The sequence below is a fragment of the Corynebacterium sp. HMSC075F02 genome, assembly GCF_001838335.1.
Taxonomy (GTDB): Bacteria; Actinomycetota; Actinomycetes; order Mycobacteriales; family Mycobacteriaceae; genus Corynebacterium; species Corynebacterium jeikeium_D.
Genome location: NZ_KV836302.1, coordinates 103,591 through 123,686, shown reverse-complemented (window position 1 = coordinate 123,686; position 20,096 = coordinate 103,591). Strand labels below are relative to the sequence as shown.

At 59.2% G+C, this 20,096-nt stretch carries 14 protein-coding genes; 8 read left to right on the top strand and 6 right to left on the bottom strand.

What is annotated here, in order from left to right; genetic code table 11:
• Nucleotides 1-115: 115 nt before the first annotated feature.
• Nucleotides 116-1,144 (bottom strand): hypothetical protein, encoded by a 1,029-nt coding sequence (locus HMPREF2920_RS00515; RefSeq protein WP_224784036.1) that lies wholly within the window; start codon nt 1,142-1,144, stop codon nt 116-118.
• A gap of 90 nt (nt 1,145-1,234) precedes the next feature.
• Between HMPREF2920_RS00515 and lspA the strand changes: the two genes are divergently transcribed.
• From lspA to rarD, 4 genes are all read left to right on the top strand, one after another.
• Nucleotides 1,235-1,804, top strand: a complete 570-nt coding sequence (gene lspA, locus HMPREF2920_RS00510) for a signal peptidase II (protein WP_049193998.1) — start codon at nt 1,235-1,237, stop codon at nt 1,802-1,804.
• Nucleotides 1,805-1,872: 68 nt separating this feature from the next.
• Entirely contained in the window at nt 1,873-2,784 is a 912-nt protein-coding gene (locus HMPREF2920_RS00505) for an RluA family pseudouridine synthase (RefSeq protein WP_042389388.1), read from the top strand.
• Complete coding sequence (locus HMPREF2920_RS00500; RefSeq protein WP_049193997.1) at nt 2,781-3,506, top strand: hypothetical protein; 726 nt, start codon at nt 2,781-2,783, stop codon at nt 3,504-3,506. Before HMPREF2920_RS00505 ends, HMPREF2920_RS00500 begins: the two co-directional genes overlap by 4 nt.
• A 124-nt stretch (nt 3,507-3,630) precedes the next feature.
• Nucleotides 3,631-4,599, top strand: a complete 969-nt coding sequence (gene rarD / locus HMPREF2920_RS00495) for an EamA family transporter RarD (RefSeq protein ID WP_049193996.1) — start codon at nt 3,631-3,633, stop codon at nt 4,597-4,599.
• Here the strand turns inward: rarD and HMPREF2920_RS00490 are convergent.
• The 3 genes from HMPREF2920_RS00490 to HMPREF2920_RS10755 form a co-directional block, all read right to left on the bottom strand.
• A complete protein-coding gene (locus tag HMPREF2920_RS00490) occupies nt 4,596-6,023 on the bottom strand; it encodes a D-arabinono-1,4-lactone oxidase (protein WP_048734784.1) in 1,428 nt (475 codons plus the stop codon). The two genes, rarD and HMPREF2920_RS00490, sit on opposite strands and share 4 nt — an antisense overlap.
• Nucleotides 6,020-7,309: an alanine racemase gene (locus HMPREF2920_RS00485; RefSeq protein WP_070706161.1), complete on the bottom strand. Its 1,290-nt coding sequence runs from the start codon at nt 7,307-7,309 to the stop codon at nt 6,020-6,022. The genes HMPREF2920_RS00490 and HMPREF2920_RS00485 overlap by 4 nt, the downstream gene beginning before the upstream one ends.
• Nucleotides 7,310-7,389: 80 nt before the next feature.
• Complete coding sequence (locus HMPREF2920_RS10755; protein ID WP_016422979.1) at nt 7,390-7,554, bottom strand: hypothetical protein; 165 nt, start codon at nt 7,552-7,554, stop codon at nt 7,390-7,392.
• 243 nt (nt 7,555-7,797) lie between these two features.
• Between HMPREF2920_RS10755 and dnaE the strand changes: the two genes are divergently transcribed.
• From dnaE to HMPREF2920_RS00470, 3 genes are all read left to right on the top strand, one after another.
• Complete coding sequence (dnaE, locus tag HMPREF2920_RS00480) at nt 7,798-11,355, top strand: DNA polymerase III subunit alpha (RefSeq protein ID WP_016422978.1); 3,558 nt, start codon at nt 7,798-7,800, stop codon at nt 11,353-11,355.
• 56 nt (nt 11,356-11,411) lie between these two features.
• The gene (gene ilvA, locus HMPREF2920_RS00475) at nt 11,412-12,707 is read left to right on the top strand and encodes a threonine ammonia-lyase IlvA (RefSeq protein WP_016422977.1); all 1,296 of its coding nucleotides are present in this window, start codon (nt 11,412-11,414) and stop codon (nt 12,705-12,707) included.
• Nucleotides 12,708-12,813: 106 nt separating this feature from the next.
• Nucleotides 12,814-16,494 (top strand): hypothetical protein, encoded by a 3,681-nt coding sequence (locus HMPREF2920_RS00470; protein ID WP_016422976.1) that lies wholly within the window; start codon nt 12,814-12,816, stop codon nt 16,492-16,494.
• Here HMPREF2920_RS00470 and treZ read toward each other — a convergent pair.
• A complete protein-coding gene (gene treZ / locus HMPREF2920_RS00465; RefSeq protein WP_016422975.1) occupies nt 16,491-18,407 on the bottom strand; it encodes a malto-oligosyltrehalose trehalohydrolase in 1,917 nt (638 codons plus the stop codon). The two genes, HMPREF2920_RS00470 and treZ, sit on opposite strands and share 4 nt — an antisense overlap.
• A 129-nt stretch (nt 18,408-18,536) precedes the next feature.
• Between treZ and HMPREF2920_RS00460 the strand changes: the two genes are divergently transcribed.
• On the top strand, nt 18,537-19,238 hold the full coding sequence (locus tag HMPREF2920_RS00460) for a YigZ family protein (protein WP_016422974.1): 702 nt from the start codon (nt 18,537-18,539) through the stop codon (nt 19,236-19,238).
• A 6-nt stretch (nt 19,239-19,244) separates the two neighbouring features.
• Here HMPREF2920_RS00460 and HMPREF2920_RS00455 read toward each other — a convergent pair whose 3' ends face one another.
• On the bottom strand, nt 19,245-19,991 hold the full coding sequence (locus HMPREF2920_RS00455; RefSeq protein WP_016422973.1) for a helix-turn-helix domain-containing protein: 747 nt from the start codon (nt 19,989-19,991) through the stop codon (nt 19,245-19,247).
• Between the last annotated feature and the right edge of the window lie 105 nt (nt 19,992-20,096).

Below are 20,096 nucleotides of genomic sequence, written 5' to 3'. Positions count from 1 at the left end.
GAAAGTCAGACACACTTTTTGCTACTTAACCCCATTTTTTGGGAAGAAAAGTGACATAAACCTAGACACTTTCTCGTCTTCTAACCTTGCGCTGGCCAGAGCTATTTCTTCTGGGCTACTTCTTCGACCCGCTGCCGTCCTTAAACTCCAGCCCGCGGTGCGTCTGCTGAGTGATGCGCACATCGGAGTTGCCGTCGCCGTAGGTCACGGAGGTCACAAAGTCGATGTTGCCCTTCATCGGAAGCGGCTTAGTCAGGTCGATGGTGACGCGGTCGGCAAGCATGTCAGTCGTGGCCTCGACAACCTTCAGTGCACCCTCGCCGCCAGTGTCCAACTCCGTGACGGTCGGCACCTGCTTGACATCGACCTTCAAATTAACAATGTCGCCCGCACGGCTGAGCAGGGTATAGGTCACCTTCTGCGTCATCGTGGTCTGGCCTTCGACCTCGCTTTCGACCGTCCAGGTTGCATCCTTTCCGATGTCCTCGGAGGGGAAGACGATAGGTACGGAATGCAGCTGTTGCAGCGCCATCTCCACACCAGCGCGAGCGGTGTCGGTCGCCTTCTCCGGCGCTCCCAGTTTGAGTTCCTTGACCTCACCAGTGGCCGTTGTTGACCAATCAGAGATAAAGCCCTGCGCGGTCGCGATATCCTCATTCAGCTCATCGTTGGAGCCGTGTGGCTTACCCACCTCTGACGTCACCACACGAGTATCGTTATCGCTGGTAACAGTGCTGGTCAGGGGGATTTCCAGGCGGGTGTCCGGGAACGTCTGGTCGCTATCGGCGTTTCCGCCACGCTGCGCGAAGCCCTGCGTCACCGCCACGGTCGACTCCTGCTCTGCACCGTCGTCCTTCCAGCGCACGCTCGCCAGCTCACCGCTACCAGCACTGGTCAATTCGACCTTGGGTTGTGCAACGTCCACGGGTTGTGTTTTCACCGAGCTTTCCGACGAGCACGCGGCCAGTGACACCACAGTGGTAGCGGCAACAACAGCGGTGCCGACCCTCGCCAGCAAGCCACGCTTGGTGTGACCAGGTTGGTCGCTGCGGCTAGGTCGACGGAACCACGAGGAGGTGGATTCTCCTGCACGTCGTAAAGCAGAGGAGGCCGGAACAAACTGAGATTGGAAACGTCGAGTCACACCGGTTAGCGTACCGGTTTCGTGGTGGATATGAACCACCCGGGCGGTGTCAGTTGGCTGAATATGGGTTTGTTAGGCCATTATGGGACAGTGACTAAGAAGGAAACGAGGACATATTTCCCGCGGCGGGGGATTCTCGCTGCGGTTATTGTGTCAGTTGCGATCATTGATCAGCTGACCAAGATTATCGCTTTGAAGACTCTCGATGGCCGTCCTGCGGTGCAGGTCATTGGCGATCTCTTCGAGTTGCGGCTCGTTTTTAACCCCGGTGCAGCCTTTTCCTTTGGCACGAACGCCACCTGGGTTTTTACCACGTTGCAGCTGGTTTACATCCTGGCTGTGATGTGCTTTTCCCATTGGCTGCGCAGTCCTATATCGGCGACTGCAGCGGGGCTTATTGCTGGTGGTGCGCTGGGCAACCTCATCGATAGGCTGTTTCGGGAACCCGGTTTCTACGTCGGCCACGTCGTCGATTTCCTGTCGGTTAAGGGTTTTGCCGTATTTAATATCGCGGACTCCGCGATTACTGTGGGCGTTATTATCCTCGTTATCTGGATGGTTTTTTCCAAGGAGCCGGATCTCTTCGCTGATCAGATTGCAGCGGAGAAGAAATCTGCTCAGCAGGATCAGAAGCAGTCGGCGGAGGGAGGACAGCAGTGAACGACAATGCAGTAAATGGTGGTGCAGCACTCGGGGGAGCGCACCAGCCCGACCGAGAAACCCGGCAGATGCCCGTTCCACCGGGCTTGGCTGGTATGCGGGTAGACGCCGGTGTGGCTAAGTTGTTGGGGCTCTCGCGCACAGCGGTGGCTGATTTGGCAGCGGCTGGGGACATCACGGTCGATGGCGTGAGCGTTGGCAAGTCCGACCGATTGGAAGAAAACGCTTTCCTCTCTGTGTTGTTGCCGCCGGTGGAAAAGCCATTGGTTCCCAAAGAGGAACTCGTCGAGGGCATGGACGTGCTCTACCACGACTCCGATTTGGTGGCTGTTCACAAGCCTGTCGGTGTGGCCGCACATCCGTCAGTCGGTTGGGAAGGCCCAACGGTTATCGGCGGACTGGCGGCTGCTGGTTTCCGCATTTCTACCTCCGGTCCGCCCGAGCGAAAAGGCATCGTGCATCGCCTCGATGTTGGCACCTCTGGCGTGATGGTTGTCGCCTGCTCCGAACGGGGCTACTCCGTGCTCAAGCGGGCGTTCAAAAACCGTGAGGTGTCCAAGACCTATCACGCTCTGGTTCAGGGGCATCCGGATCCGCTGTCCGGGACAATTGATGCGCCGATTGGCCGTCATCCGTCGGCGGGTTGGCGCTTTGCCGTCCGCCAGGATGGCAAGCATGCTGTGACGCACTACGAAACGCTTGAGGCCTTCGCCCCAGCAACGCTGCTGAAGGTGAATCTAGAAACTGGGCGTACGCACCAGATTCGCGTGCACTTCTCTGCGCTGAATCACCCATGCTGCGGCGATCCCATGTACGGTTCTGATCCGGCATTGGCCAAGCGGCTGGGGCTCAACCGCCAGTGGCTTCACGCGGTCTCGCTTGGTTTCCACCATCCGGCAGATGGTCGCTGGATGGAAATCGAATGTCCATACCCAGATGATTTGAACCACGCATTGGAAGTTTTGAGGCAGAGCGCATGACGCAGACCCCATCGGGATCCAAGACCCCACCACGCCGTGAAACTCGTGCGAAAAGCACTGGTGACGGCAGTATTTCGCCAGTGATGGCACTAATCTCTGGTTTCTGTGTTGTCGTATTGGTGATTGTGTTAGCAGTCGCTTCGACCTCCGATCGGGTAAGCAAGCCGCAGAACCTCAACGGCGATGCGCTCGGCCCGGACCCGTGGGAAGCAACCGAGCAGTACGTAGAGCGTGCCGACAAGTCCCTCGAGAATATGAAGAAAGAGGACCACCGGCTAAAGACAGGCCAGCCAGTCGTGGAGGACCCGAAGTTCTGGGCGATGGTGACTTTTGATCGGCTGCTTGATGCGCAAGAAGCGGCACAGGTCTATGAAAAAGAGCCCTCTCTGCGAGTATCGACTGCAATCATCGGCGGTGTGAGCACCCGGTATTTGCCGCAGCCGAGTAAAACAGCTAGCGAAGAAAAGCTGCTGCAAGATCAGCTGGAGTTAGCGGCTGCTTACGCGGACGTCGCGATTGACGACGAACGGCTCGGCTTCAACGGTTTACTGGTCTATGGTGACGCTGAATCGTTGATGGATGTCAAGAAAATGCCCGATGTGAAAGCTGTCGAGGCGCTGCCATCAGATGCGGCGCGTGGCCGCTTTGGTATTCGCCCGGTGCTGAGTTCCGGCTTCACGGATAAAGATCCGCTCTTTGCGCCAGGGCTGAGCCAGAACTAAGCGGCCAGAACTAATAGAAACCAGAACTAAGTGTCCTAAATCCAAACGACTAGGATGAAGCGGCTAGAACTCTGCCGCCAGTACGCAGTCAGTTTCAACAAGAACGAAAAGGAGTCAGTCAACAGTGATTCAGGCATTCGGTGCGTACCTTTTGTGGGCGCTGTTTCCGCTCTATTTCCCCTTGCTGGAACCAGCAGGGGCCGTAGAGATTTTGGCGCACCGATTCGTCTGGACCCTTGTCTTTATGGTCATTGCCCTCAGCTTCATGCGCGCATGGCCAGAGCTGAAGGCCGCGAGTGCCAAGACCTGGGGCACTATTTTTATTGCCGCACTGTTGATCTCCGTCAACTGGGGTGTGTACGTCTACCTGGTCAACAATGGGCAGGTGGCGGAGGCCGCGCTCGGCTACTTCATCAACCCGCTGGTCAGCGTTTTGTTGGCGATGATTTTCTTCCGTGAAAGCATCTCGCGGTTGCAGCTCGGCAGTGTCATCCTGGCAACCATTGCGGTCATTGTTCTCACAATTGGTGTGGGACATCCGCCGTTGGGTGCGCTGGCGCTGGCGTTCAGTTTCGGTTTTTACGGACTAATGAAGAAGCGGGTATCGCTTTCCTCCGCAGCTTCGCTGACGGCCGAGTCCGCCGTAATCACACCGATTGCTCTGGCCTACATCCTCTGGTTGACCTACAACGGGCAGAGCACGTTTAGCTCCGAAGGAACAGGCCACACGCTGCTCATGATGAGCGCCGGTGTTGCTACCGCCATTCCGTTGCTGCTCTTCGGCGAAGGTGCCAAACGCCTGCCGCTGGCCACCTTGGGTCTGATGCAGTACCTCACTCCGGTTCTCCAAATCACCCTGGCAGTCACTGTGCTGGGCGAGCAGCTCGAACCGGAGCGCTGGATCGGGTTCTTCATCATCTGGGGTGCCGTCGCGCTGTTCATCTGCGACCTCATCTTGAAGATGCTCCGGCAGCGTCGGGTTCGCCGGGAACTCCGCAAGGCCGGTGTTGAACCGGCCGCGGTTTCCGACGATGCCGCTGACCAGGCGGATGGGGCGGTTACCCGGGACGTCGTAAAGCCGGCAGATAATTAGCAGAAAAGTTCGCGCAGGTGCTCGTTGAGGAAGATTCCCTGCGGGTCGACCTTTTCCCGTAGTGCCTGGACCTCGCCGAACAGCGGATAACGTTCCGCGAAATCCTCCGCGCGAAGCGTGTGCAATTTGCCCCAGTGCGGGCGACCTTCGTGGGCCTTGAAAATCGGCTCGATGAGGTTGAAGTACTCTCGATAATTTTCCTTCCAGTAGCGGTGGATGGCGATGTAGGCACTGTCGCGACCGTACGCAGTGGATAGGGCCACATCATCGGCTTTCGCGGAGCGCACCTCGATGGGGAAGGAGACTTTCATCCTCTTGCGGGCAATCGCGTCGCGGATTTCCCCGAGGACATCGGAAGCGGCCTCGAGCGGGACGGAGTACTCCATCTCGGAAAAACGCACTCGGCGCGGCGAGACAAAGACCTTGTGCGCCTCATTGGAGTAGCTGCGCTCTGGCACGGTGTTGGTGGCAATCCGGTTGATGGTATCGGTCGTAGCGGGAATGGCCTTAGCAATCTCGCAGCACGCCAAGAGTCCCATGTTGTTGACGACTTCGTCGTTAAGATACGTACGCGCGCTGCCCAGGCGCTGCTTCAGGCTATTGCGGCTCGGGCGGCGGTGGCGCTGCGGTTCAATGCGAGTATTGTGCTTGACCAGCGTCTCGCGCTGTCCCGGGAACCAGAAAAACTCCAGGTGGTCAGCTTCTTTGCAGCGCTCGGCGAAACTCTTGCGCAGGGAATCAAACTCTTCGCGGTGCTCGTCGGCGTGCAGATCAAACGCTGGCACGACGGACATCGTGACCTCCGTAAGCACGCCGAAGACACCCAGTCCCAGCCGTCCGAGGCGGTAGAGCTCGCCGTCGATTCCCTCAGCGTCCGGATGGCAGTGCCTGACGACGCCATCCGCGGTGACAATCTTGAATCCTTTCACGGTGCCTGCGAAGCCGGTGAATCCAAGCCCGGTGCCGTGTGTGCCAGTAGAGATAGCACCGGCCAGCGACTGCGGATCGACATCGCCCTGGTTGGGAAGTGCCCAACCGAGCGGGCGCAGAATACCTGGAGTGTCGCGCAGGCGAGTGCCGGCACGCAGCGTGGCGGTCTGGTTGGCGGCGTCGAGTTCGACCAGACCAGAGCAGCGGTCGAGTTGAATGCGGTGCCCATCGGTGGTGGCCACGGAAGTAAAAGAATGACCGGCCCCTAGCGGGCGCACCGTAGTTCCTTCGGTCTTCGCCGCTTTAATTACCGAGATAACGCCCTCATCATCGTGCGGCTGATGAGTGTAGGACGGGGTGCACGATTGCGTGTGCGCCCAATTGCTCCAATGAGAGTTGGCGACGGCTTTTGCCTGCGCACGCCGACGTACGCGTGGTACGCGGGACTCAACTGTAGAGACTGTGAAGCGGGCGTTGTTGCGTGAATTGCTCATGTGAAGATCAATCCCTTTCCTCGGTACGTGGGCCAGTGGGCGATGATGGCGCCATCTCGAACTGCAATGACTTCTTGTGTGTGCTCGGCTATTTCGCCGGCCTTGGCGTGGCGGAACCACACGGGATCTCCCAGCGAAATTGCGTCGGCGGTCTTGCCGAGCAGCGGAGTCTGCACCTCACCTGGTCCTTCCTCTGCCGCGTAGCGCAGGCCAGTGGGGTACCAGGGGGTTGGCAGCCGGTCAGCTCCCGCCGGTCCAGAGGCAATTCGACCACCGCCGGACACCGTGACCACGCTCTTCTTAGGGCGTCGCGTCGCCGGCAACACAAACCAGGACGCCGGGCGCAGATTGAATGCGCGATAGTTATCGAAGAGGGTTGGTGCCAGGAACCCCGACCCCGCCGCTGCCTCGGTGACTGCGGCCTCGGCGCACGTCGACTCCAGCGACCCCGTGCCACCACCGTTGACAAACTCCAGCGGCCCCGCCACTTTCTCGACTGCAGCGACAACCTTCGCGCGGCGCTTTGCCAATTCCTTCTTTGAGACGGCCTGCATCACTCGAATTGCGCGCGCACGCAGGGAGTTTCCGGCATCGCCCACTCCGGCAATGTGTCCCTCATACATCATGATTCCGGCCAGCTGCAGCTCCGGGTGGGCAATGATCTGCTTGGCAAACGCCGCTGCCTGCTTCGGCGAGAACAGGCTTGAGCGCAGCGTACCGATATGCACGCCGGGGAGGGGGCGAAAGGATGCGTCGACGTCCATGCACACGCGGATTGGCGCATTTTCGCTTGCCGACGACGCCAGCGCCTCCAGATGCTCGGGACGGTCAACCATGACGCAGATGGCGGCACGCGCTGCATCATCGTCGGCAAGCTCTGAGATAGCGCGGGCGTCAAGTGTTGGGTAGGCGACGACGATGTCGTCGCTAATGCCTTCTCGGAATAGGTACAGCGCCTCTGCCAGTGAATATGCCAGCACGCCCTGGAAACCGGGGAAGGCCAGGACGTGCGAAATAAGCTGTGGAATGCGAATCGATTTCGAGGCCACGCGGATAGGCATCCCGTTTGCACGGCGGAGCATATCGCGGGCATTGGCTTCGACCGCCGCGAGGTCGACGACGACTGCAGGAAGGGAAGTGCAGTTAAGCAGCGTGTCGGTAGCTAGTGGCGGGCGGGCTGTCTGGGGCGTCTGTGGCGGCAGCGCTTCAGGCAGGTGAGACATCGATGTCGGAGCCGGGCGGGATGTGTCCGAGGACTCCGGGGCAGAAGCTCGAGAAAGTTTCATGCCCTAAAACGTAATCATTGAAAACCTGTACTGTCTTTGATTTTGAAAAGAAAGTCAGAATTTTCCAGGTCTGCGCCCTTTTAGACCAGCCAGCTGTAGCGGGCGGCATCCATGTTGGAGGTGATGACATCGCCATCGATGAGGTAGCCGGCAGCGACAGGGCGGCGGTCGATGGTTGCAAGAACCTCGTCAAGCTCGGGCTTGGGGAAGTAGGTGAAGTGGCCATCGGAAAGTGGTGCGAACACTGTATTGCTCCTTTGGTTCTTTGCTCGAGGGCGGTGCGTTTCTTTGTGGCCGCGAGGAAATATGAGGACTTCCTCACGAACTGTGATGTCGAGTATTGTCAACTGGTTTTGAAAAGTAAAGGAAAAGTAAGAGTGATGTTGCACACGTCTTTAGCTATAACTGTGCAGGCATAAGGGGCTGCTTCATTTTGGGTGTTCGAAGGAATCTTGTTCAGTCCGGGGGATTGTCTACAATCTGGACTCATGGCTAACTCCTCCTTCGTGCACCTCCACAATCACACCGAGTACTCCATGCTCGACGGTATGGCGAAGATTGATTTGCTTGCCGACGAGGTTGCGCGACAGGGAATGCCTGCGGTCGGTGTCACCGACCATGGCAATATGTTTGGCTCGAATGCGTTCTATCGGCAGATGAAGTCCAAGGGCATCAAGCCAATCATCGGCATTGAGGCATATATGGCGCCGGAGAGCCGTTTTAATAAAAAGCGCATTCAGTGGGGTGAACCGCATCAGCGTCGAGACGACGTCTCGGGTCGCGGTTCCTACTTGCACCAGACCATGTTGGCTGCGAATGCGCAGGGCCTGCGGAACCTGTTCTACCTGTCGTCGATGGCGTCGTATGAGGGACAAATTAGTAAGTACCCGCGTATGGATGCCGAGTTGGTGGCAGAACGCGCCGAGGGCATTATCGCGACCACTGGTTGCCCGTCGGGTGATGTGCAGACGCGTCTGCGCCTGGGGCAGTTCGACGAGGCTCTGCAGGCCGCCGGGATGTGGCAGGACATCTACGGCAAGGAAAACTACTTCCTTGAGCTGATGGATCACGGGCTGGATATTGAGACCCGTGTGCGCAGTGAGCTACTGGAGATTGGCCGGAAGCTGAACCTGCCGCCGCTGGTTACGAATGACTGCCACTATGTCACCCGTGACCAGGCCAAGGCTCACGAGGCCATGCTCTGTGTGCAGACGGGTAAGACGCTCAATGACCCGGACCGTTTTAAGTTCGACGGTGACGGCTACTTTATTAAGTCCGCCGAAGAAATGCGCGCGACCTGGGATCACCTAGTCCCGGGTGCCTGCGATAACACGCTGCTCATCGCAGAGCGCGTTGAGGACTACGACGAGCTGTGGGAGGAGCACCCGCACGATCGCATGCCGAAGGCGGACGTTCCGGAAGGGGAGACGCCGACGACATGGCTGCATCACAACGTGATGGAGGGGCTGCGCAAGCGCTTTGAAGGGCGCGAGGTACCGGAGGAGTACATCCGGCGCGCGGAGTACGAAATTGAGGTGATTGACGGTAAGGGCTACCCGTCGTACTTCCTTATCGTGGCGGAGTTGATCCGCCATGCCCGTGAGGTGGGCATCAAGGTCGGTCCGGGGCGTGGTTCCGCTGCCGGTTCTTTGGTTGCATACGCGACGTGGATTACCAATATCGACCCGATTGAGCACGGTCTTCTCTTCGAGCGATTCCTGAACCCAGAGCGCCCGTCCGCGCCGGATATCGATATCGACTTCGACGACCGCCGCCGCGATGAAATGATTCGCTACGCCGCCGATCGCTGGGGCGAAGACAAGGTGGCGCAGGTGGTCACCTTCGGTACGGTGAAGACCAAGCAGGCTCTGAAGGACTCGGCGCGTGTGCAGTTCGGTCAGCCGGGTTACCAGATTGCAGACCGCATTACTAAGGCGCTGCCACCTGCGATTATGGCTAAGGACATTCCGCTGAGCGGCATCGTCGACCCGGAGCACCCACGCTACGGCGAGGCCGCCGAGGTTCGTCAGCTTATTGAAACCGACCCGGATGTGGCTCGAATTTACGAGACAGCCCGTGGTCTCGAGGGCGTCGTTAGGCAGACCGGCGTGCACGCCTGTGCCGTGGTAATGGCGTCGGTGCCACTCTTGGATCACATCCCGATGTGGAAGCGACAGGCTGACGGCGCGATTATCACTGGCTGGGACTATCCGGCGTGTGAGGCCATCGGTCTGTTGAAGATGGACTTCCTGGGTCTTCGAAACCTGACGGTTATCGGTGACTGTATTGAGCACATCAAGTCCAACCGAGGCGAGACAGTTCTGCTCGATGACCTTCAGACCGATGATCCGAAGGTCTATGAGCTGCTGTCGCGCGGTGACACCCTCGGCGTGTTCCAGCTCGATGGTGGCGGCATGCGTGAGCTGCTCAAACGCATGCAGCCAACGGGCTTCGACGACATCGTGGCATCGCTGGCGCTGTACCGTCCGGGGCCGATGGGTGTGAACGCGCACTTTGACTACGCGGATATTAAGAATGGTCGCAAGCCTTATAACGCCATCCACGCGGAACTGGATGAGCAGCTGAAAGAAATCCTGGAAGAAACACACGGCCTGATCGTGTACCAGGAGCAGATCATGAAGATCTCGCAGAAGCTGGCGAATTACACCGCGGGCCAAGCAGATGGTTTCCGTAAGGCCATGGGTAAGAAGAAGCCCGAGGTGCTGGCCAAGGAGTTCGTGAACTTCGAAGGCGGCATGTTGGAGAATGGTTTCTCCAAGGATGCTGTCCAGAAGCTGTGGGATATTATTCTGCCCTTCGCCTCGTACGCGTTTAACAAGTCTCACGCGGCGGGCTACGGCCTGGTGTCCTACTGGACCGCGTATCTGAAGGCCAACTACACCGCTGAGTACATGGCGGCGCTGTTGACCTCGGTGGCGGATGATAAGAACAAGCTGGCTATTTATCTGTCGGACTGTCGCCACCTTGGCATTAAGGTGCTGCCGCCGGATGTCAATGAGTCGGGTATGGACTTCGAGCCGGTCGGTGAGGATATTCGCTTCGGCCTTGGCGCTATCCGCAACGTCGGCCATGATGTGGTCGCGTCGATTGTGAAGACGCGCGAGGAGAAGGGCAAGTTCACGTCGTTCTCGGACTACCTGGACAAGATTGAGACGCTGCCGTGTAACAAGCGCATCACCGAGTCGCTGATTAAGGCCGGCGCTTTCGACTCGCTGGGGCACCCACGAAAGGGCCTTGCGCTCATTCACGAAGAAGCCATTGACTCGGTGCTGTCGACCAAGAAGGCTGCAGACAAGGGACAGTTCGACCTGTTTGCGGGCTTCGGTGGGGAAGAGGACACCGGATCGGAGAGCATCTTTGAAATCCGTGTGCCGGATGAAAAGTGGGATCGCAAGCACGAGCTGACCCTGGAACGAGAAATGCTGGGCCTCTATGTCTCCGGTCATCCACTCGATGGGTTCGAAGAATCGCTGGCCGCGCAGACCGATACCGCTTTGACCACGGTCGTCGGTGGGGAAGTCGCTAACAACACCGAAATCACTATTGGTGGCATTGTCTCTAGCGTTGACCGTCGCGTGAATAAGAACGGCCAGCCCTGGGCGATTATCGGTATTGAGGACCACAACGGCGCGCGCGTGGAAGTTATGGCTTTTGCGAGAACCTACGCGATGATTGCCACCAGCATTGCTGAAGACGCCATCGTGCTTATTCGTGCCCGCGTTCAGTACCGCGATGACCGCATGAGTGTGGTCTGTGATGACCTGAAGCTGCCGGATCTTGGCCGTAATGGCTCCACTTCGGCGCCGCTGCGTCTGACCATGCGCACTGATCAGTGCACTCCGGAGATGATTGCCAAGCTGAAGTCAGTACTGCTGGACAACCCAGGCGACTCCGACGTTTACCTCAAGCTTGTCGACGGCGATTCCCACACCACTTTGGTTCTCGGCGAGCACTTGCGGGTCGACCGGGACGCCAGCTTGATTGGTGATCTGAAGGCGACGATTGGGGCCAGCATTTTGGGGTAGCTTATCGTGGCCCTGATTGTCGCAACCGGTTGTATGACCGAGTAGAGTCATAGCTCATGAGTGAGAATTCTGTGCCTGCTTCCCAGACCGAACGCCGACTTGTCCACGCGGCCGATATTCAGATTGCGCAGGCACGAATTTCTTCGGTTATTGCGGCCACTCCGCTGCAGTTCAGCCCACGTCTTTCCGAAATCACCGGTGCTAAGGTATTCCTCAAGCGGGAAGACCTCCAGGACGTGCGCTCGTACAAGATTCGCGGTGCCTACAACGCCATGGTTCAGGTCACCGACGAAGAGCGAGCAGCAGGCGTCGTTGCGGCATCTGCAGGAAACCACGCTCAAGGCGTGGCATATGCCTGCCGCCAGCTGGGTATTAAGGGGCGCATCTATGTGCCCAATGCCACGCCGAAGCAGAAGCGCGACCGTATCGCTTACCACGGCCGCGATGCCGTTGAGATTGTCGTTGTCGGGGACTCCTTCGATGAGGCCGCCGCTGCGGCGCGTGCTGACGCACAGCGCACTGGTGCCACCATGGTGGAGCCATTCGACTCCTTCAACACCATTGTCGGACAAGGCACTGTCGCAGCTGAAATTATTGCGCAGCTCTCCGGCCAGGGGTTGACTCTGGATACCATCTGCGCACCGGTCGGTGGCGGTGGTCTGCTCAGCGGTGTCACCTCTTACCTGTCGGATATGTCGCCGAACACCCAGGTCATGGGTGTGGAACCTGCGGGTGCGGCCTGCATGCGCGCAGCCCTGGAGAACAACGGCCCGATTACGCTGGGGCACACCGATCCGTTCGTCGATGGCGCCGCGGTGGCCCGTTTCGGTGACCTGCCATGGCACATCCTGGAGGCCAACCGCAACCGCGTTCATCCGATGATTGCGCCGGAGGGCGCGGTCTGTGAGGCGCAGCTGGATCTCTATCAGAACGAAGGGATCATCGCTGAGCCGGCCGGTGCGCTGTCTGTGGCAGCTCTGGAGCAGATGCAGTTTGAACCGGACGAGGTTGTTGTCTGCATCATCTCGGGCGGTAATAACGACGTGCTGCGCTATGCCGAGATCATGGAGCGCTCGCTGGTCTACCGCGGCCTCAAGCACTACTTCCTGGTCAACTTCCCGCAGAAGCCCGGCCAGCTGCGTATGTTCCTCAGCGATGTTCTCGGCCCGGATGACGACATCTCGCAGTTCGAGTACCTCAAGCGCAACAACCGCGAAACTGGCGCGGCTCTTGTCGGTATTGAGCTACGTCGTGCCTCTGACCTCGAGGAATTGCTGGCACGCATGGATGCCTCGCCGCTGAAGTGCCGCCGACTGGTACCCGGCACACCAGAGTATGACTTTTTGACCTAGACTTGCTGGGTCCAGCTGGGAAACCTCCGAGGAAGTCCTCCCAGCTCCGTTAATTAAATGAATCTTTTCGAGCAAGCTTTGTAGCGAAGGGGAGCGTCCACCCACTATGACTGGGGCAAGCAGTGTCGACCAGGGTGTCCGAGTGGAAAATACCGTGACTGTCGAAATGTGGCTGGCTGCCGCAGAGCAGGACCTGGCCACCCGGATTCCAGGGCTGTTGGAATCTGCCACACAGGCCAAAGTTGAGCCACTGTTTGTCTGGTCAGGGCTGGCGATGGACGAGGTTGAGCGTATCGACCGCTTCCTGGGAACGCTCCTGGCCCATCATCTGGCGGGCGGTACTGCCGCCGATATCGAAGCTGCGAAGAGTGTCGTTGACAATCACCCGCTGGTCACCCTTGCCTCGCTGGTAGGACGCGCCGCGCGTGTTGCGTCGGCAAGCGAAATGTGGCTGGACTGGCCAGCCGCTCTGCAGCTGGATCCAGACGCTGACACTACCGGCGCGCTCATCGAGCACCTCGCCGCCGCAGTGCCGACAATGCTGGCCAACGCTGGTTTGCCTAACGACGTCGACAGCAACCAAGCCGACGCGGATCCGCTGCAGCGGGCAGCGCAGGTGCTTCTGCTGCACGCGGGAGTGCAGCTGTCAGTGATGCCACTGATTATCGAGCGCTGCGAGGAACTTGCCGGGGTAGCGGAGCTATCCGACCCTTCATCAAATGACCTGGTACAGGCGCTTTCGAAGGTTCATCCGCTGCTCGAGGAGCTGCTGACCGAAATCGCAGAGGCGGAAGATGGTGTCTACCCGCTGGCGCTGCGTCAGCTGGCCAGGACGGCACCTCGTCAGGCACACAAGTTGTTTAAGGCAACCCTCGGCTACGCCATTGCCACCGCTGCCGATCCGGCCAACTGGGAGGCCCGGGAAGAACTCGGCCAGCTCGATGCGGGGCTGCCGCCTATTCTGGTGGCCGCTGCGCGTGAAGAGCTGCGTATGCGTCCGGCGGGTACTGCGAATCGTCGTGAAGCGGTGGGCGTGGTGGCAACGACCGGCCGCCCGCAGCTGTACTTCGATGAGCTGACGCAGACCGTTGGCGTACAGCTACCGACGCCGCTGGATCCGGCGGGACGGACCTGGCGTGTCACCTTCGGCGGCACGGTAGCAACGACGCCGGTGGTGGGCCTGCAGGATTCGCTGCCGCGTCCAGTGGTGACCATCGATGAGCCGGTGCGCGATGTGCTGGTGGAAATTGGCGATGAGAAGCACTGGCGAGTCCCTGCGATTAGCACTGAGGACCCAATTCTCATTTTCGGTGCCGACGGTCAGTCAGTCACAGACAAGGTCTCGCTACACTCGACGTCCGCTACGGTGGTCTACCCGGTTGATGCCACACTCGTTGACCCCGTTACGGGTGCTGAGGTGCCATTGCTATCGGACCCGCGCCCATTTAACTGGGAGTTGTGGCAAGTCGCTGAGATCGATCTTCGCGATGTTCATGCAGTTCAGGTTCGTCGGTCTGGGGCGGCTGGCGAGGTTCGCTCGGCATCACCGCAGCGTCAACCGCGAATGACCATGCCCCACGCGCGTCTCGACGGCACGGTGTCTGCCTACGGCACCCCGGTTTACGCCGGTGGTCCGGTCGCTGTGTTCCCGCCGACGCTGTCCGGTAAGGACGAGTCCTGGCGCGCCATCGTCACCGATTTTGGTGGCTATGGTGCGTTTACCACGGATTCCGTCATGGTCTATGACCTCGAGGTGCCCGCCGCGGGTGGCGAGGTTGAGATCCTTACCGATGATGATTACCCGTGGGTCGGCGAGTTCGTGGTTCGCCTGGTCAATCCGCGTGGCCGCAGCTTCCAGAAGCACTTCGCCATTGCGGAGCAGGCAGACCTCACGATCACTTACAGCGGTGGTGGTGACGGATTCCGCATCCCAACCATCGACGGTCTGAGCCCCGCCGACATCCGCGTTGTCTCCGGCGACAAGCCGCTTGACGCCGAGCCCGCTATCGTGCGCCTCGGGGCGGACGAAGTCACAGGTACCGTCGAGCTTTCCACCGACGAGGGCGCATGGCTGCAGTTGCAGGTCACGCCAGGCACGCTGCAGTTTGAGGTTCCGCTTGCCGACGAATCCGTCGCCCGCCGCACCACTACATTGGTCACCCGCCCGAAGCGTGTCGATGCCTTCGGCAAGATTGTCGTCAGTGCCCCGGGCGAGTTGCGCCATGCGCATGTTGCAGTTTCCAGCGGTGAGCGCGACATCTGTCGTGTCCCCATCAAGCGTTTCGGCGATACTGGCTACGCGGAGTTCGGCAAGTTTGCAGACCGTATCTCCCTGCTGAAGGCTCTGCGCATCAGTTTGGACTGGACACGTGTGACGGGACGGAAGCGCCTGTCTGTACCACTGGTGGAGGCTTCCTCCCGCGATGCCATCCGCCAGATTGCCTTCAACGATGAAGCCACTGACATCATCGAGGTTGATGTCGCTGACGACGTTTCGCACTTGCCGATGACCCTGTGGCTCTGGGCCGCCGGTCAGCCGTGGCGCGAACCCGTCGCCCTCGAAGTCGTGGAGGGCGAATGCGAGCTTCCCGACGAGCTCCGCGGCCTCGGCCCATTTGTCGCGCAGGTGACTCTCGGTGTGGAAAAGGAACGCCACCCGCAGTGGCCGGCGGCCGGGTCGACCATTCTGAATCATGTCGATGATGCAGAGGCTATCGACCTCGATGGCGAGGACACCGATCCCGTTGCTCGCGCGCAGGAACTGTGGGGCGAGCTAAATCAGGATCAGCTCGCACGTTTGTGGACACTACTGGCGACCTTGCGGGCTGGTCGTGCAACCGACATGGCGCAGGCGAATCCGCTGCTGGCCGCACCTAGGTTGGGTGCGATCTTGTGTGCCGAACCACGCGCCGGTCTGGCAGCGTTGAACCGTTCAGTCATCGCGCTCGACGATCAGCCGGGTATGTTTATCGCCTCCGGACTCGTGCTGGGAGACTTCAGCGCTACTAAGCCAGTGCCGGGGCGTCGCCGTGTGCCGTGGCTCGGTGCATTGGCAGCATTGGCGGATCTCACTGATGAGAGCGTGGACCGTTCTCGTCAGCTGGACTACCTGCGCACAACTGGTGGCCAGGGACTGCTGGACATTGCTGCCAGCGGCCAGGACACCACCCTGGAGTCCGCTACTATCGACCAGAGCTCGGTGCAGATTACCTCGCTGCCGGAAGCACAGGCCAGCGCTATTCTGTCGCAGGTCTTTGATCCTTACCGCATGGTCCCGGGTCCGCTGACCGACGATGACGCTCGCTTCACCGCAATCTACGAAGTGGTACGCAATCGTGCTGAGATTGTGGAATCCGGTGTCATGACCCAGCTTGCCGCCGCCTCTCGGGTGTTGTTTAAGACGGTATCGAAGGCGTCTCCACGACTGCGCAAGGCGGTCAATGTGCGCTTCCACAAGCTCGACGGCATCGATGCGGATGATCCTTCGCTGCACTGGACTCTGGTGCCGGGAACGTCACTGCTTATTGCAGTGGCTGCCCGCGTATTGGCTCGTACTCAGGCTGAGAACTCTGATGCCAGTGTCGCCGCTGTCCGTGAGCTGATTCCGATGTGGGCTCAGCTGGCGGACCTGGTTCCGACGTTGGTGATGAGCGATATTCTCATCGCAGACGCGTTGGTGGCTCACGTCCTCCACGGTGATGTCACCGAGTTGCCGTGGCCAGCACCCGAGTCGGGTGCGGCGGATGAGGAAGAGTCCGACACCGAGGCTGAAAATCCGGCTGACTAGCTGAGCGAGACGACAGCGTAGCCCCACGCTGGAAGCGAGATTTCGGGACCAGCAGCTTCGTCATTGACGATGCTGGCTGCTGCGTCCTCAAAAGTGTGTAGCAGGTGGGCGGAACCGAACTCGGAATCCAGGCTGACGCTGGTTTCGGCGTCGGAGAAATTCGCAACCAAAGCGACAGTTTCAAAGGCATCCGAGTTTCGGGCACCCATTTCGCGCTCATCCTGGCTGCGCACAACGACGAGGCAACGATTGTCCTCGTCATACTCAGTCACTACAGATGCCGACCACGGAGTGCGAAGCGACGGGTGTGACTTCCGCAGCGCGAAGAGATCGCGGTAGGCCGCCAGAATAGTGGCGTGCGAGCCCTCCGAGACCTCCTGCCAATTGAGCTTCGAGCGGTTAAAGGTCTCTGGATCGGATGGGTCGGATACCTCCTTCGGATCCCACCCGGCACGGGCAAACTCACGTAGGCGTCCCTCGCGCGTGAGCCGCTGCAGCTCCGGATCTTCATGGGAACAGAAGAAAGCAAACGGGGTAGAGGCGCCCCATTCCTCACCTTGGAAAAGCATCGGGGTGAAAGGACTGCAGGCGATAACTGCTGCCTTTAAAACCTGCTGCGCCGGAGTGAGGTTCATCGACGGACGGTCACCGACAGCGCGGTTTCCCGTTTGATCATGTGTGGTCGTGTACGTTACGAAAGCATGCATGGGCTGTACAGACAGGTCGAAGAGACGACCATGAGTGCGACCACGGAACGTCGACATTGTGCCCGTATGCCAGAAGCCAGTTTCCAAAGCACTAGCTAGCGCTTCCACCGACCCAAAGTCTGAGTAGTAGGCGTGGTCCTCGCCAGATACTAGCGTGTGCAGTGCATGGTGGACGTCATCATCCCACTGAGCGTTGAGGCCAAAGCCACCAGCGGCGCGCGGACGGACCAAACGCGGATCATTCTGGTCGGACTCTGCAATCAAAGAACGCGGAATACCAGTCTCGGCTGCGACAGTGTCTGCGACAACCTGCATCTGCTCCAGAATGTGGAATGCGCCCTCGTCATGCAGGGCATGGACTGCGTCCAGACGAAGACCGTCGACGTGGTAATCCACCAGCCATTGGCGCACTGCATCCAAAATATACGCACGCACCTCATCAGAGTTGTCGCCAGTGAGATTGACAACCTCACCCCAACCCGTCGAACCACCAGCGGTGTAGGGACCGAAAAACCCCACATAGTTGCCGTCTGGGCCAAAGTGGTTAAAGACCACATCCAAGATGACAGCCAAACCCTTTCGGTGGCACGTATCAACTAGCTTCTGTAGACCCCGCGGGCCACCGTAGCCCTCGTGCACGCTGTGCCAGGACACACCGTCATAGCCCCAATTGCGGTCACCGCCGAAAGGCTGCACTGGCATCAGCTCAATGTGTGTTACCCCCAGCTCAATCAGGTGGTCTAGATGTTCCACCAAACCTTCGAAATCACCAGAATCGCTGAAGGTGCCCACATGCAGCTCATAAATCAGACCTCCTGGCAGAATCCGGCCCGACCAGGCCGAGTCCTTCCACTTATAGGCACCCAGGTCAACGACCTCGGAGAAACCATGCGGACCATCCGGCTGCGACTGGGAACGCGGATCTGGCAGCGGTATTGTCCAGTCACCGACAGCGGGGGAGGAGCCGTCCCCCGATTCGTCGTCAGGCGCGCCGAATCCCGCATGTGCCCGCAGCGAAAATGCGTAGCGATCCCCCGGTGTGCGAGCCACATCAGCTTCAAACCAACCAGAGTTGGCGCCGTAGTCATCGGTCGCGTCAGCGATGGGATGCATATCAAAAATCGCCGGCGCGTCAGGATTGCCCAACAGCAGACGAACTTCGGAAGCGTACGGGGCCCAGACTCGGTAGTTGCTCATGGGCACCATGGTAGGTCAGTCAGCGGATGGGCACAGGGAAACGTTTTCGAACACCGCGGATTCGAGGGGAGTCAAAGGTGAGGTCGAGAAAAGTACCGAGCGGCGGTGATTGGGTGTGCACTAAGCCCATAGGCAACAATGGACACTATGACCACCGAGCCATCCACTTCGACCGAAGCGACGCAGAATCAGCGTGACATCGAGCTGATTGTCCCCGCCGACGGTGACATCGTCACGAATGAAATCGAGATTAAGAAATCTCGCTTCATTACGTGGATCGCGCGTGCCGACGACGAAGACAGCGCCCGAGAGGTCATCAATTTGGCCAAGGCGGAGTACCCGGATGCTCGCCACCACTGCAGCGCATACATTCATGAGGTCGTCGGAGGGAATCGGGTGGAGCGATCCTCAGATGACGGTGAACCTGGTGGCACGGCAGGGCGCCCGATGCTCGATGTGCTCCAGGGCTCTGGAATGACGAATGTCACCGCCGTAGTGATCCGCTATTTTGGCGGCATCAAATTAGGCACGGGTGGGCTTGTGAGGGCCTATTCGGATTCGGTCTTAGAGTGTCTAGAAAAAGTCACGCGCATGCGACGCGTGCAAAGAGCCTTGAGGGTAGTGAGTGTCTCCGCCGCAGATGCCGGTCGCATCGAAGCGGAATTGCGTGCTCGTGGTTATGAGATCGTGGAAACGCGGTGGGGCCAGAACGTGGAGTTTTCCATCGCGGTGACTGCCGATGGGATTGCCCAGCTTGACGGCGAAATGCAGGCGCTGACTAAGGGAGCTAGCGAGCCGTCTACGGACGGTGGCGAAATCTGGTGGGAGCTGCGCGCTTAACAGCCACTAACCCTGGTTCGGGGATTCCTCGCCGTTGTGTGCGCCGCGATGGCGCTTGAGAATTTCCACCAGCTCGTCCTTATTTTCCGCAATCTTTTCTGGCCGACCGAAGACGCAGACTGCCGCGACAGTAGCACCGTCTTCCTCCACTGCGATAGAGACACCGTCAACGCCACCGCCTTCGGCAATACCCGGGGCAGCACAGACGCCGGTCTCTGCGATTTCCCCGGCCTGGCGGAGGAAATCATCCACATAGACCTGGTCTTCCGGCCGCGCGGAGTTCAGGTAGGACCACAGTTCGCGCTTTTCAAACCGACTCATCAAAACCCAACCTGCAGAGGTGCGCAACAGCGAGCGCGGCAGGAAGTTCTCCGTCAGGTACTGGTAGCGCATGGATTCACCGACGGTTTTGAGGTAGAAAAGCTTGCCACCAACCGGCAGTGCCAGCACGGTAATCAAGCCAGTTTCGTTGTGAATCGCCTCGAGCTCAGCCGTCGGAACGTTGACCATGCGACGACCGGCCATGACATTGAGCAGAAACGGCGCCATGCCGAGCGTGTAACGCTTGTTGGACTCGTCAAGGTAACCTGTCACAGTCAGACCGTTGACAAGGCCCTGCGTGGTACTGAGCGGATAGTTCAGCGTGTGGGCGATGTCAGTGAGGGTTAGACCTTCGTTAGAGCGCGCAACGAGTTCGAGGATCGCCGCAACGCGGTCGACCATGCGGTGGCGGGGGCGGACAGTTTCTGTCATAGGACTAACACTAGCAATCAACCTACGCCATTGTGTTAATTACCTACCCAAATAGGAATATCTAGCAGGTTTGCTATAGCTGTAGAAATTTTTCCCGAATTGTAC